Below are 14527 nucleotides of genomic sequence, written 5' to 3' on the forward strand. Positions count from 1 at the left end.
GCAAGCATGCAAAAGGGGAACCGCGTGGTTCCCCTTTTTATGTTCAACGCATCATATTCAGCACCCGGCAAACCAGTCAGGCCACCGCTCGCGCCTCTCCACGGGCCCGCAACAGACTCTGGCGCCCCTGCCAGTAACCCTGCAGATAACCGGACTCCAGCTTGACCGGGTCCTGGGTAAAACGGGAGACCATAAAATCGGCCGGTGGCGCGATCACCTCGATCTCGCAATCGGCAGGGGGATTGGCAATGAAATCGAGTGCCCGGTTGTAGGCACGATCCCGCTCCAGCATGGCTTGCGCCAGTGCCGGCTGGGTTTTCAGCAAGGCTTTGACCATCCAGCAGAAACGGGCCGGCTTCTTGCGATATCCCCAGGGTTCCGACAGCACCACTGTCATCCGCCGCGCCCCGCGCCGATAGGCCTCGATCACCGGAATGGAGTCGCTGATCCCGCCATCGGCCATCGGGCGGCCATCGACGCAGGGGGTATCGTGCTGCACCACCGGCAGAGCGCAGGTGGCAGTCAGCACCTCATCCATGTTGTCGGGCCGCACCGGCAGATAGATGGCCTTGCCGCTCGCCACATCGGTCGCCACCGCGTAGAAGGGAATGTCGCGGGCGCAGAAGGTCTCGAGATCGAGCGGGAAGCGATGGCGACTGGCCTGCCACAGCCAGCCGATGTCCACCAGATCGCCCCCTTTGACGAAACGCAGGGGATCGAGAAACCGGGAGCTGCAAGCCAGCTCGGTGATGATGTGGTGACTGCGGCGCGGCTGCTCGCTCAGATAGGAGACCAGATTGGTGGCACCGGCCGAGACGCCCATGACGAAATCGAACGGGTAGTGGTGGCTTTCAGCAAACGCATCGAGCACGCCGCTGGCAAAGATGCCGCGCATCGCGCCCCCTTCGACAATCAGGGCGCAAGAGTGGGGATTAAACATAACAAGGCTCCGTCAGCTGTAATACCTGCCGGGATCGATCCCGGCCCAGTGATGGACGCCTTCATGCAGAACATCAAGACGCCGCAGCAGGACGATTCAGGCTCACTCGCACAAGCCAGAAGCGGGCAGGAGCAAACCTGAACCGTGAAGCGACCCCCAGTATATGCAGCGCACCAACCTTCAAAAAATGAATTTAAATAATAAAAAACATGCCTTTTTGGCATGCTTAAGCGCATCGGCAGATCCGGCCCTTTATCCGGGAACAACACCATCAGGATCAAGGCAGCCCGGGCCCGAACGTCCCGTCGACGGGGTTGTAGTGGTAGGCCCGATAATCAAAGTCCACCTTATCAAGGCGCGGATTGGCCAACTCGAACAGCAGGCGCCTGGGGAGCTGCGCCTGCTCAAGGGAAGGTTTGAAGTGGCGCAGCCAGAGCTGTTGCAGCGAGCCATCCCGCCACGCCAGTTTGAGGCCGACCGAGAGGCGGCGGATGGCGGCCTGATTATCCTTGTGGGTGTAGAAGAGGTGGAGGAAGGGATAGTGCAGCGCCACTCGCCGATCCACGGTGAGGCCGGGCAGATCACTGTGCTGCTCCTGCTCGATGAAGAGCTCGTTGGCCCCGCGGCAAAACAGATCGATGCGACCGCGAGCCACCAGCTTGAACAGCCGCTCGTAACCGTCGATCTCCTGCACCTTGAATCCCCCATGACGCAGGATCTCCGCATCCTGCCAGCCACGTCCCTGCCCGTGCAGAAATTGCTGCAGGTCGGTCAGGGTATTAACCCTTGCCACTGCGTCGGCCTGCTGCGGACTGACAAAGCAGATGCGATAACCGAGGATGCCAAGCTCCACCGGAAAACGGACGTAATCCAGCGCTCCGCTCTCCGCGGCCGGACGCAGACTGTCGGCCACAAACAGATTGGGGTATTGCTGAGTCTGCACAATCTGTCGCATCCGGATACGGTTCATCGGCGGCGCGGTTCGCAGCTCGTAGTCACCGAAGCTGTCGCGGGTCTTCTCCAGCGCCAGCTGCAACAGATCGCGAAAATAGAGGGTACGCAAGTCCCGATCGCTCTCGGGGCTGATGTGAGTGATGACATCGCTCGCCCTTAGGGGACTGGCAAGGAGGGAAAGACTGCACAGCAGCAAGCAGGAAGCGAGGCGATGAAAGGTCATACTGCTCATCCCGGAAATACAGGCTCACTAGAGTGTAGCGCCGGGGCGAGCAGCCTTCTAAAGGGAAGCCAGGCCTACCAGAACATCCGGCCCAGCAGGGGCGCCAGCAGCACGGTCACCATACCGGCAATCATCATCACCATGCTGGAGACCACTCCCTCCTCATTACCCATCTGATAAGCCTTGGCAGTACCAGCGCCGTGGGCCGAGGCACCAAACCCCGCCCCCTTGCCGAGACGGCTGCGAATGGCCAGCACGGTGAGCACGCTCTCCCCCACCGCCATACCGATGACGCCAGTCAGCACCACAAACAGCGCGGTAAGATCGCTCTGACCGCCGATGGCGCGGGTCGCCTCCACCGCAAACGGCGTAGTGATGGAGCGCATCGCCAGACTGCGTTGCAGCATGTCGGAGAGATCCAGCCAACGGGCCAGCAGCACGGTACTCCCCACCGCCATAATAACTGAGGCGACCACCCCCACCGACAGCGACAACCAGTGGCGACGAATGAGCTGGCGGTTCTCGTAGACCGGCACCGCGAAGGCAACGGTGGCGGGGCCCAGCAGCCAGAGCAGCCAGTGGGATTCCGCCATGTAATCCTGATAGGGGATGTGGAACAGCAGCACCACGGCCACCAGCAGGGTCGGTGCCAGCAGCAGCGGCATCAGTGGCAGAATGCGTTTCTTGCCATAGAGCCATTTGCTGGCGTAGTAGAAGAGCAGGGTGAGGGCGAAACAGATCAGCCCGAGCAGGGTATCAGACATGACGGCGACTCCGGCGGGCCAGTTTCAGTTCGAGGCGGTAAACCCGATCCACCACCAGCGCCGTGGTGCCGAGTACCAGGGTAGTGCTCACCAGCAGCACCACCATGATGCGCCACCCCTCCTGCAACAGCAGATCCTGATAGTTGACCACCGCGACTACGGCGGGGACGAAGAAGAGCAGCATCTCGGCCAGCAGCCAGCGAGCCCCCGCGCTGAACCACTCGGCCTTAACCACCCCGAGCAGGATGCAGGCCAGCAGCAACAGCATGCCGGTGAGGTTGGCGGGCAGCGGCAGATGGAGGGTACGCACCGCGGTATCGGCCAGCAGCCAGATGGCTGCCAGCAACACAATCTGGAAGGGAGTCTGTAACCAGCGCAAGCAGAGGGCTTTCATGATCATCGTCTTTCTGTGAACCGGCTCACAGTATAGAGTTGAGTAAAACCTGCCAGAAATGAATTAAAATTATCAAAATCATGCCGCATAGGCATACTTCATCCCGCACCCGCCAACACGAGTCGAGAGAGTCCATGGATATTCGCGCCCTGCGCTATTTTGTCGAACTGGTGCGGGAAAAAAGCTTCACCCGCGCCTCTGAAAAGCTGTTTGTCACCCAGCCAACCATCAGCAAGATGATCCGCAATATCGAAGAGGAGCTGGGCCAGCCCCTGCTCAACCGGGAAGGGCGCCGCTTCACCCTGACTGACAGCGGCCAGGTGCTGTTCAACCGTGCCCAGACCATCTTGGCGGAGATGCAGCAGCTGGAGGCCGAACTGGCGGATCTGCAGAGCCTGCAACATGGTCGCCTCACCCTCGGCATTCCCCCCATGGTGGGTCATGTCTATGCGGACCTGATCCGCGCCTACCGCAGCCGCTATCCCAAGGTGGAGCTGACCCTGGTGGAGTACGGCGGTCGCCGCATCGAACAGGCGGTGCTGGAGGGGGAGCTGGATCTCGCCATCACCATGCTGCCGACCAAAGAGGGGGGCGCCCTCAGCGCGCTGGAGCTGGATCAATACCCGATCCGGGTGGTGCTGCCTGATCAACCGCGCTGGCATGGCGATGCACCGCTGCGGCTGGAGTCTCTGCAGGAGGAGCCCTTCCTGCTCTATACCCAGGCGTTTACCCTGAGCGAGCGGCTGGAGCAGGCGTGTCAAGAGGCGGGCTTTGTGCCGCAGGTGGCGGCGCGCAGCAGCCAGTGGGATTTTCTCACCGCCATGGTACGCAGCGGCATGGGGGTCGCCTTCTTGCCGGAGCCGGTCTGCAACCGGCTGACCCCGGATGGTCTGGTGCTGCGGCCGCTGGAGCCCGAATTGAGCTGGCGACTCGGGGTGATCTGGCCGAGCGAGCGCTATCTGTCGCGCACCGCCGAGGCCTGGCTGGCCCTCTGCCGCCAGCGGCAGGCACCTCAGTAATCGCCGAAGCGATCGGTTTGCGGATTGTAGAAGTAGGGGCGGTAATCGAAGCTGATCCCGTCGAGGAAGGGATTATCCAGTCGCAACAGTCGGCGCTGGGATAGCTTGGCAAAGGCGATGGCCGGGCCAAAGCTCCTGCGCCACAGCGCCTGTAGCGAGCCATCCTGCCACGCCAGCTGCAACCCCCGCTCGACCCGCTGCAACGCCTCGCGATTGTTGGGATTGGTGTAGAAAACCCGGGGCAGCGGGTAGTAGATCACCAGCGCGTCATCCACCAGCAGGTCCGTCATCTCCTTGTGGGTCAGCTGCTCGCTGCGCAGCTCGCTCACCCCGCGGCAGAAGAGATCGAAGCGGCCCCGCGCCACCATTTTGAACAGCTTCTCGTACCCCTCCACTTCCACCACCTCCATCCCGGCGTAACGCAGGATGTCCACATCCAGCCACCCCTTGCCCTGACCGAAGGTGAACTGGCGCAGCCCCTTGAGGTCGGTCACTTTGCTCACCGCCCCCTTTTGCTGCGGGCTGACAAAACAGATGCGGTAGCTGACGATGCCCAGATGGATGGGAAAACGGACATAGGCGAGCCCCAGATCCTCGCGGGTGCTGCTGTAGCTGTCCATCACAAAGAGGTTGGGATAGCTGTCGAGCTGCATACTGAGCCGCTCGCGCGCCTTGGTCATGGGCGGCGCAGGCTCCAGCAGATAGTCGCCAAACTGGTCGCGGGTCTTGTCGAGGGCGAGCCGCAGCAGCTCTCGATCATAAGTAGTGCGCGGATCCCGCTCGCTCTCCGGGCTGATATAGGTAAACCGGGTGGCCGCCTGTCCGGTCAGCGACAACACGCAGAGAAGAGCGGCAGCCAGCAGATGCAGGGGTGACATAAACCACGCCTTGGCTGAAGGGGTACTTTCAGTGTAGCCCTGAGCGTGGGTGCCCACCGTGGCGCGGCCTGTGCGAGGATAAGCAACACGACAAACAGGGGGACGCGGGCAGATATCCTCACGAGTCACATCGCCTCCGGGCCACCACAGGCCCGGAGGGCAGGTTCACACTGTGCCCGGCACTACTCTTCGCCGATGGGAGCGGCGATCCACTTCATCAGCGTCAGCATATCCTGCGGCGCCACGCCGACCGAGAGGCCGCGCTTGCCGCCGCTCACCAGGATCTCGTCAAACTGCAGCGCCGACTCGTCGAGCACAGTGGGCAGCAGTTTCTTCTGGGCCAGCGGGCTGATGCCGCCCACCTTGTAACCGGTCAGCTTCTCCGCCTCAGCCGGCTTCATCATCTCCACCTTCTTGAGGCCGGTCGCCTTGGCCAGCTGTTTCAGACTGCACATGCCGGATGAGGGAACGATGGCCACCACCGCCTGCTTGTCGTGATGGGCTACCAGAGTCTTGAACACCTGCGCCTCCGGCAGCCCGAGCTGGGTCGCGGCATGCTTGCCGAAATCGTCGTGGGCTTCGCACTCGTAGGGGTAGAGCTTGTGGGGGATCTTGAGCTTCTTCAGCAGGTTGATGGCAGGAGTCATGATGGTTGCCTTGAATCGAATCGCATAAAAACAAGGCCAAACAGTCTGCGCCTGCGTGAAGGAGGATGCAAGTTGGAGGGGAAATCTGTACCCATCACCGATAATACGTAGGGTGCCATTAACAAGGTGAAATGTGCCACTTGCCGTATGAAACACAAGACGAGTCCGAGCTAAGATCATTTCCGAGCGGAGCAAGGCGTGCCCCCAACGAAATACAGCCAAAAACAAAGGGCGCCTTGTCGGCGCCCTTTGGCTTGATAGATATCGCTGAAGCCTGTTGGCCTGGACTGGTAATCAACCCGTATTACGCATCCCTGCAGCAATACCGGCGATGGTGACCATCAGCGCCTTGTCCAGCTCGGGGTGCAGGGTCTCCGGGTGGTTGCGGGAGCGGTTGAGCAGCTCGGCCTGCAGCACGTTGAGCGGGTCTGTGTAGGGATTGCGCAGCTTGATGGACTCCTTGATCCAGGGCTGATCCTCCAGCAGATCCCCGCGCGGGCTCAGTTTCAGCACCACCTCGATGGATTCGGCGAGCTCCTGACGCAGCTGTTTGCCAAGGCCCCACAGCTCCTGCGGCACCAGACGGGTGTCGTAGTACTCGGCGAGCCAGACGTCCGCTTTGAGGAACACCATCTCCAGCATCTCAAGACGAGTGCGGAAGAAGGGCCACTGGGCGCTCATCTCTTCCAGCACGGCCAGCTTGCCGCCGTCGATGGCCTGTTGCAGCGCCTTGTGGGCACCGAGCCAGGCCGGCAGCATCAGGCGGTTCTGGGTCCAGGCGAAGATCCACGGAATTGCGCGCAGGCTCTCGACGCCGCCGTTGGGCTTGCGCTTGGAGGGACGGGAGCCGAGCGGCAGCTTGCCGAGCTCCATCTCCGGGGTGGCGGCACGGAAGTAAGGGACGAAGTCTGGATGACCGCGCACGATACTGCGGTAGTGATCGCAGGAGTCGGCGGCCAGCTGTTCCATCACCTCGCGCCAGCACTCTTTCGGCTTGGGCGGTGGCAGCAGGTTCCCTTCCAGCACGGCGCTGGTGTAGAGCTCCAGACTCTTGATCGCCACTTTCGGCAGACCGAACTTGAAGCGGATCATCTCCCCCTGTTCGGTGGTACGCAGACCGCCGCGCAGGGATCCCGGCGGCTGGGAGAGGATCGCCTGATGGGCAGGCGCACCGCCACGACCGACGGTACCGCCACGGCCATGGAACAGGGTGAGGCGAATATTGTTGGCTTCGGCCAGACCCACCAGGGATTCCATGGCGGCGTACTGGGCCCAGCCTGCGGCCATCATGCCCGCATCCTTGGCAGAGTCGGAGTAACCGATCATCACGTACTGACGGCCCTGAATGTAGCCGCGATACCAGTCCACCGAGAGCAGACGCTCCATCACGGCTGTGCCTGCCATCAGGTCATCCTGGGTTTCAAACAGCGGGGCGACCGGCATGCGGAACTTGCAGCCCGCCTCTTTGAGCAGCAGTTGCACCGACAGCACGTCGGACGGCGCACCGGCCATGGAGATGATGTAGATACCGAACGCATCGGGGTCGTGCTGGGCGATGACCTGACAGGTATCCAGCGTCTCGCGCACCTCGGCGCTCGGCTCCCAGTCGTGAGGAATGAGCGGGCGACGGGAGTTGAGTTCGTTGAGCAGGAAGGCCTGCTTGTCATCTTCGCTCCACTCGGCGTAGTCACCCAGACCCAGATAGCGGGTCAGCTCGGAGAAGACCAGCCCGTGACGCTCGCCATCCTGACGGATATCCAGCTTGACCAGATGGATGCCGAAACAGGCGACCTTGCGCAGCACGTCCAGCAACATGCCATCGGCGATATTACCCATGCCGCAAGCGTGCAATGATTGGTAGCAGAGCTCCAGCGGCTCGCGCAGCTGGGCGGTAGTCTTGACCAGATCCTGGCTCTCGCTCACCTGACCCTGCACCTTGGCAGTGAGGTGCTCCTTGGTTTCGCGCAGCGCTTCACGCAGCTCGCGCACCAGCGCACGGTAGGGCTCTGGGTGATCGCCAACGCGAGCGCGCACAGCGTCGGTACAGTCGGACATGGAGAGCTCGGAGGTGAGCTCCTTGATGTCTTTGTAGAACAGGCTCACCGCCATCCAGCGGCCCAGCTCCAGCACTTCGGCAGTCACCTTGGCGGTGACGAAGGGGTTGCCGTCACGGTCACCGCCCATCCAGGAGGTGAACTTGACCGGCGCGGCATCCAGCGGCAGCCGCACACCCAGATGGTGTTGCAAACGCTCGTCCAGATTGCGCATGAATTCTGGGATGGCAGGCCACAGGCTGTTCTCCACCACGGCGAAGCCCCACTTGGCCTCGTCGACTGGAGTCGGGCGCTGTTCGCGGATCTCGTTGGTGTGCCACGCCTGATTGATGAGCTGTTCGATGCGATTGAGGATCTTGTCCCGCTCGCGGGGCAGCAGGTCGGAGAGCTCCAGCGCCTCGAGACAGTCGTTGAGCTGTACGTGCTTGTGGATCAGGGTGCGACGGGTCACCTCGGTGGGGTGAGCGGTCAGCACCAGATCGATATCCAGCTCGCGCACGGCCTGAATGATGGCCTCTTGCGACAGGTTGGACGCTTTCAGCTTGTCGAACATCTGCTCCAGCGGATCCGGGGTGCAGACCTGCTCTTCGCAGCGACGGGAGATGGTGTGGAACTGTTCCGCCACGTTGGCCAGATTGAGGAACTGGCTAAAGGCGCGGGCCACTGGCAGCAGTTCGTCATCGCTCAGGGTGCGCAGGGTATCGAGCAGACGTTCCCGGTCTGATTCATTGCCCTTGCGGGAGGACTTGGCCAATTGGCGAATAGTTTCGATCTTGTCGAGAAAGGCCTGACCCTGATGATCCTTGATGGATTTACCCAGCAGCTGACCCAGCATACCTACGTTGGCGCGTAGTGCGGCGTACTTTTCGTTCATTCCACATCCTTATCTTGTTGGTGCCTGACACCCATCCGGGGTGCTAGACGACCTCACTTATTGTTGTGCGATTACAACATATGCTCCGTCATCTTAGGGTGACAATCTACCCAGATTGTCTGCGCAAGGTCAAATAACAGGCCGATTCAGAACATGTATTTCCATCACCACTCCACAACCGGCTTGTTATGTAACTTACTTACAGTTTTTACGCCCCTTTCACCGCCGCCGCTACAGGCAAAAACGTCTGATCAGGTGCTGCAACACCGAGGTTGTCGGCTTGACGAAGGAGAGGTCGAGATACTCATCTGGCTGGTGCGCCTGGGTGATATGACCTGGGCCCATCACTATGGTCTCGCAGCCAAGCTGCTGGATAAACGGCGCCTCGGTGCAGTAGTTGACCGACTCGGCGGCACGACCGCTCGCCTTCTCAGCTTCGCGCACCAGCACAGAGTCGTCGGCGCAGGCATAGGCGGGAATAGGCTCGTGCAGATGTTGCAGATGCAGGCAGCCCGGCTGGTGGATCTCGATGGGTGACAGCGCCTCTTTGAGCATCCCCATCAACTCATCCGGCCCCACCTGCGGAGTGGGTCGCAGGTCGATATGCAGCTCGCAGCAGCCGCAGATGCGGTTCGGGCTGTCGCCGCCCTGAATGTAACCCAGGTTCAGAGTCGGCTGCGGCACGGCAAAGCGGTGGTCGGCGTAACAATCTTTCAGATCCTGCTGCAAGCGCAGCACCTGCCCCATCGCCTTGTGCATGATCTCCATGGCGTTGACGCCGTTGGCGGGATCCGAGCTGTGACCGCTCTTGCCGGTAATGCGGATCGCCTCCGACATATGCCCCTTATGGGCAACCACCGGCACCAGTCCAGTCGGTTCGCCAATCACGGCGTAGTCGGGTTTGAGCTCCGCCGCCGCGGCGATGGCGCGAGCCCCCGCCATGGTGGTCTCTTCGTCGGCGGTAGCGAGGATACGCAGCGGCTTGGTCAGCTTGGTGAGGTCAATATCTTTCAGCGCCTCGACGATAAAGGCGAAGAAGCCCTTCATATCGATGGTACCGAGACCATAGAGACGGTTGCCCTCTTCGGTCACCTTGAAGGGATCCTTGCTCCACCCCCCCTCATCGAACGGCACCGTATCGGTGTGACCCGCCAGTAGCAGACCGCCTTCCCCCTGACCGATCGTCGCCACCAGATTGAACTTGCCCGGCAGGTCGGGGAGCGCCGTCACCTCGCACTGAAAACCGAGCTGACCGAACCAGTCGGCCAGCAACCGGATCACCGCCTCGTTGCTCTGATCCCACTTGGGATCCGTGCTGCTGATAGAGGGAGTCGCAATAATATTCTTATAAAGTGAAAAAAAATCCAGATTGGCCATCAGCTCCTCCTTGCGTCCCCGGAATGTTTCTGTTAGAAAATACAAATGCAAAGTGAGTGCATGAATATTCTGTAGTTTTACCTGAATATCTGGCTCATCAACAAAGGCTTCTAGTTGTAAGGGAAAGTTAATGTTCTGTCACCTGATCTATAACCGACGACACACACCCGCCTGAATTGCCCCTCCGCACTTGTGCAAAGGGGCGATCGAACCCCCTTGTGCACTGCAGCGTCATGCTGTGAATCTCGAACTCTGACTTGGAATATTCAACATGCTTAACACCGTTATCGTCGGTGCCAGTGGCTACGCGGGAGCCGAACTGGCCGCACTGGTACAGAACCATCCACAACTCAAACTGTTCGGCCTCTATGTCTCCGCCGGCAGTCAGGATGCCCACAAGCGCTTCTCTTCCCTGCATCCCCAGTGGGTCGGAGCCCTCGATCAACCGCTGCTGCCGCTGGACGAGGATGGCATGACCCGGATCCTGACCCAGGCCGATCTGGTACTGTTGGCCACCGCCCACGAGGTGAGCGCCGAGCTGGCACCCAAGTTTCTCGCCAAGGGGCTGCCGGTGTTCGATCTCTCCGGCGCCTTCCGGGTCAAGGATCAGGGCTTCTACGACAGCTTCTATGGCTTCACCCACCAGAGCGAACAGTGGCTGGATCAGGCCGCCTACGGCCTGGCGGAGTGGAATGCCGATGCCATCGCCAGCGCCCAGCTGATTGCGGTGCCGGGTTGCTACCCGACCGCATCGCTGTGCGCCCTCAAGCCGCTGCAGCAGGATGGCCTGATTGCCAAGGGTTGGCAGCCCATCATCAACGCAGTCTCCGGGGTCTCTGGCGCCGGGCGCAAGGCCGCCATCAACACCAGCTTCTGCGAAGTGAGCCTCAATCCCTACGGCACCTTCAATCACAGACACCAGCCGGAGATCAGCCACCACCTCGGCAAGGAGGTGCTGTTCCAGCCCCACCTTGGCAACTATGTGCGCGGCATCCTGGCCACCATCTATGTGCAGCTGGCGGACGGCGTCACCCCCACCCAGGTGGATCAGGCCTTCCTCAAGGCTTACGAAGGCAAGCCGCTGGTGCGCCTCACCGGCCAGATGCCATCCATTCGCGGTGTGGCAAACACCCCTTACTGTGATATCGCCTGGCAACAGCAGGGCAACATGCTGGTGGTGGTCTCCGCCATCGACAACCTGCTCAAGGGCGCCGCCTCGCAAGCCATGCAGTGCATAAATATCAAATTTGGTTTTGAACCGGCCACCGGCCTGATTTAAGGACTTAGGAAGGATCTCGAACATGGACAAACAGACGTTGGTAATCAAGCTGGGCGGCGCCCTTATCGAGAACGACGAGGCGCTGACCGCCCTGTTCGCCACCCTCAAAACTTTTCTCGACGATCAGCACCGTCCGCTGGTGCTGGTGCACGGCGGTGGCTGTCTGGTGGATGACCTGCTCAAGGGGCTGGGTCTCACCTCTACCAAGAAGAACGGCCTGCGGGTGACCCCGTTCGAGCAGATCCCCTTCATTGCCGGGGCGCTGGCCGGGACGGCCAACAAGCAGATGATGGCCAAGGCGATCGCCACCGGCATTCCGGCGGTGGGGCTCTGCCTGGCGGATGGCGGCCTCTGTCAGGTGACCCAGCTCGACCCGGATCTCGGCGCGGTCGGCGAGTGCAAGCCGGGCAACCCGGCGCTGGTAGCAGGCATCCTCGGTCAGGGCTTCCTGCCAGTGGTGAGCTCCATCGGCATCACCGCCGAGGGGCAGCTGATGAACGTCAACGCGGATCAGGCGGCCACCGCCATTGCCGAGGCGCTCGGTGCCGATCTGGTGATGCTCTCCGACGTAAGCGGCATCCTCGATGGCAAGGGCAAGCTGGTGCCCCAGCTCGACAAGCTGACCGCGCTGGATCTGATGGAGAAAGGGGTGATCCGCGACGGCATGGCGGTCAAGGTTGAAGCGGCCCTGCACGCCGCCGAGACCCTCGGCAAGCCGGTCTGTGTCGCCAGCTGGCGCTACCCGGATCAGCTGCTCAAGCTGCTGGCTGGCGGCGCGGTCGGCACCCAAGTGGCCATTTGATCTCCACCGGAACAAGGAACATCCGATGCAACATCTTCTGAAAGACAGTGATCTGAACAAAGCCCAGATTGAAGCGCTGATTGCGCTGGGCAAGGCCGTGAAGGCCGACCCGAAGAAGTACAGCCAGGCGCTGGCCGGCAAGAGCGTGGTCACCCTGTTCGAGAAGCCCTCCCTGCGCACCCGGGTCACCTTCGACATCGGCATCGCCAAACTGGGCGGCCACAGCGTCTATCTGGATCAGCAGAACGGCGCGCTGGGCAAGCGGGAGTCGGTGAAGGATTTCGCCGCCAACCTGTCGCGCTGGTGTGATGCCATCGTCGCCCGGGTGTTCGATCACCAGACCCTGGTCGAGCTGGCAGAGCACGGCACAGTGCCGGTAGTGAACAGCCTGTGCAACCTCTACCACCCCTGTCAGGGGCTGGCCGACTTTATGACCATTGCCGAGCACTACGACGACCTGTCGAAGGTGAAACTTGCCTACCTCGGTGATGGCAACAACGTCAGCCACTCTCTGCTGCTGCTGGGGGCCACCCTCGGCACCGACGTCACCCTGATCTGCCCGAAAGGCCACGGCCCGGATACCCAGATCTTCCTGCAGGCGCAGGCACTGGCGGCCAAGTCGGGGGCGACCATCCACATCAGCGATGACGTGGCTGATATCGAAGGGTTCGACGTGGCCTACACAGATACCTGGGTCTCCATGGGCGACAACACCCCGATGGAGCAGGTCAAAGACCTCTTTATGCCTTACCAGATCAATCAGGCCCTGCTCGACCGCACCGGCATCCAGCATGTGCTGCATTGCCAGCCGGCTCATCGGGAGCTGGAGATCACCTCGCAGGTGATGGATGGCCCCTCCTCCCTCATCATGGACGAGGCCGAAAACCGGATGCATATCCAGAACGCCGTGTTGCTGACCCTTCTCGGCGGCAAGTAACGCGGCAATCAACCTGAATCACGACCCTTTTATTGAATCATCATCGAATCATCACGGAGAGAAGTAACATGAGCGGAATCAACAAGATCGTACTGGCTTACTCGGGTGGACTGGATACCTCGGCCATCATCCCCTGGCTGAAAGAGCACTATGACGCCGAAATCATCGCCTTCGTGGCCGACGTGGGTCAGGAGCGCGACGATCTGGAAGGGATCGAGCAGAAGGCGATCGCCTCCGGTGCCACCAAGTGCATCATCAAGGATCTGCGGGAAGAGTTCGTCAAAGAGTACGTCTACCCGACCCTGAAGACCGGCGCCGTCTATGAGGGCACCTATCTGCTGGGCACCTCCATGGCTCGTCCGGTGATCGCCAAGGCGATGGTCGAGGCCGCGCTGGCGGAAGGGGCCGATGCCATCTCCCACGGCTGCACCGGCAAGGGTAACGATCAGGTGCGTTTCGAAGGCGCGGTCGCCGCGCTGGCCCCCCAACTGAAAGTGATCGCCCCTTGGCGGATCTGGGACATGCGCTCCCGGGAAGATCTGCTCTCCTATCTGGAGACCCGCAACATCCCCTGCAAGGCGACCCTGAAGAAGATCTACAGCCGCGACGCTAACGCCTGGCACATCTCCACCGAGGGTGGCGAGCTGGAGAGCACCTGGAACGAGCCGTCCGAAGCGGTCTGGCAGTGGACCGTATCGGCCGAGCAGGCTCCGGACCAGCCGGAGTACGTCAAGCTGACCGTGGCGCAGGGTGAAGTGGTGGCCGTTGACGACCAGCCGCTCAGCCCGCACCAGATCCTGATGACCCTGAACGAGCGTGCCGGCAAGCACGGCGTGGGCCGCATCGACATCACCGAAAACCGGATGGTGGGAATGAAGTCCCGCGGCTGCTACGAGACCCCGGGCGGTACCGTGATGGTCGCCGCGCTGCGCGCCGTGGAAGAGCTGGTACTGGATCGCCCGACCCGCGCCTGGCGGGAAAAGCTGGGTGCCGAGTTCTCTCATCTGGTCTATGACGGTCGCTGGTTCACCCCGCTGTGCAAGGCGATCCTCGCCTCGGCCAACGCCATCGCCGAAGATCTCGACGGTGAAGTGGTGCTGAAGATGTACAAGGGTCAGGTCACCGCGGTGCAGAAGAAGTCGCCGAACAGCCTCTACTCCGAAGACTTCGCCACCTTCGGCGCCGATGAAGTGTATGACCAGAGCCATGCCGAAGGCTTTATCCGTCTCTACACCCTGGCCAGCCGGATCCGCGCCATGAAGGAGCAACATCAGGCTATCGGTGGCGATCACACCCACGGCTAAGCAAGCGCGATAACCCGTTGATTCCGTTGAGGGGGCATGGCCCCCTCTTCTACAGGCAGAGAGCATAGCCCCCTGACCCAT

Annotated in this window: 13 protein-coding genes; 5 read left to right on the plus strand and 8 right to left on the minus strand. The window is 61.3% G+C overall.

The features are described 5' to 3' along the window. Positions 1-76: 76 nt before the first annotated feature. From I6L46_RS14600 to I6L46_RS14615, 4 genes are all read right to left on the minus strand, one after another. A complete protein-coding gene (locus I6L46_RS14600; protein WP_216976124.1) occupies positions 77-940 on the minus strand; it encodes a patatin family protein in 864 nt (287 codons plus the stop codon). Between the two features lie 277 nt (positions 941-1217). After that, positions 1218-2117, minus strand: coding sequence for a hypothetical protein (locus tag I6L46_RS14605; RefSeq protein WP_216976126.1), 900 nt, complete (start codon positions 2115-2117; stop codon positions 1218-1220). Between the two features lie 74 nt (positions 2118-2191). Then, the gene (locus tag I6L46_RS14610) at positions 2192-2881 is read right to left on the minus strand and encodes an LrgB family protein (RefSeq protein ID WP_041210813.1); all 690 of its coding nucleotides are present in this window, start codon (positions 2879-2881) and stop codon (positions 2192-2194) included. Further along, positions 2874-3275 carry a CidA/LrgA family protein gene (locus I6L46_RS14615; protein WP_040069042.1) on the minus strand — a complete coding sequence of 134 codons (402 nt, stop codon included), beginning with the start codon at positions 3273-3275 and terminating at the stop codon, positions 2874-2876. Before I6L46_RS14615 ends, I6L46_RS14610 begins: the two co-directional genes overlap by 8 nt. Positions 3276-3409: 134 nt before the next feature. On the opposite strand from I6L46_RS14615, the gene I6L46_RS14620 reads away from it, so the two are divergent. Beyond that, positions 3410-4294 carry a LysR family transcriptional regulator gene (locus tag I6L46_RS14620; RefSeq protein WP_113740406.1) on the plus strand — a complete coding sequence of 295 codons (885 nt, stop codon included), beginning with the start codon at positions 3410-3412 and terminating at the stop codon, positions 4292-4294. On the opposite strand, the gene I6L46_RS14625 is transcribed toward I6L46_RS14620, so the two are convergent. The 4 genes from I6L46_RS14625 to argE form a co-directional block, all read right to left on the minus strand. Then, positions 4288-5172, minus strand: a complete 885-nt coding sequence (locus I6L46_RS14625) for a hypothetical protein (protein WP_216976129.1) — start codon at positions 5170-5172, stop codon at positions 4288-4290. The two genes, I6L46_RS14620 and I6L46_RS14625, sit on opposite strands and share 7 nt — an antisense overlap. A 182-nt stretch (positions 5173-5354) precedes the next feature. Beyond that, positions 5355-5819, minus strand: coding sequence for a Cys-tRNA(Pro) deacylase (gene ybaK, locus I6L46_RS14630; RefSeq protein WP_005336092.1), 465 nt, complete (start codon positions 5817-5819; stop codon positions 5355-5357). Between the two features lie 294 nt (positions 5820-6113). Next, positions 6114-8747 (minus strand): phosphoenolpyruvate carboxylase, encoded by a 2634-nt coding sequence (gene ppc, locus I6L46_RS14635; RefSeq protein WP_216976131.1) that lies wholly within the window; start codon positions 8745-8747, stop codon positions 6114-6116. 231 nt (positions 8748-8978) lie between these two features. Further along, positions 8979-10124, minus strand: coding sequence for an acetylornithine deacetylase (gene argE, locus I6L46_RS14640; RefSeq protein ID WP_216976133.1), 1146 nt, complete (start codon positions 10122-10124; stop codon positions 8979-8981). 271 nt (positions 10125-10395) lie between these two features. Between argE and argC the strand changes: the two genes are divergently transcribed. The 4 genes from argC to I6L46_RS14660 all read left to right on the plus strand — a co-directional run bounded on the left by argC (position 10396) and on the right by I6L46_RS14660 (position 14446). Then, positions 10396-11403, plus strand: coding sequence for an N-acetyl-gamma-glutamyl-phosphate reductase (gene argC / locus I6L46_RS14645; RefSeq protein ID WP_064339283.1), 1008 nt, complete (start codon positions 10396-10398; stop codon positions 11401-11403). A 22-nt stretch (positions 11404-11425) separates the two neighbouring features. After that, on the plus strand, positions 11426-12205 hold the full coding sequence (gene argB, locus I6L46_RS14650; protein ID WP_005336097.1) for an acetylglutamate kinase: 780 nt from the start codon (positions 11426-11428) through the stop codon (positions 12203-12205). 25 nt (positions 12206-12230) lie between these two features. Further along, the gene (locus tag I6L46_RS14655; protein ID WP_216976135.1) at positions 12231-13142 is read left to right on the plus strand and encodes an ornithine carbamoyltransferase; all 912 of its coding nucleotides are present in this window, start codon (positions 12231-12233) and stop codon (positions 13140-13142) included. Positions 13143-13210: 68 nt separating this feature from the next. Next, positions 13211-14446 (plus strand): argininosuccinate synthase, encoded by a 1236-nt coding sequence (locus tag I6L46_RS14660; protein WP_021231255.1) that lies wholly within the window; start codon positions 13211-13213, stop codon positions 14444-14446. The last annotated feature ends 81 nt before the right edge of the window (positions 14447-14527 follow it).

This window comes from Aeromonas sp. FDAARGOS 1416 (assembly GCF_019048085.1).
Taxonomy (GTDB): domain Bacteria; phylum Pseudomonadota; class Gammaproteobacteria; order Enterobacterales; family Aeromonadaceae; genus Aeromonas; species Aeromonas veronii.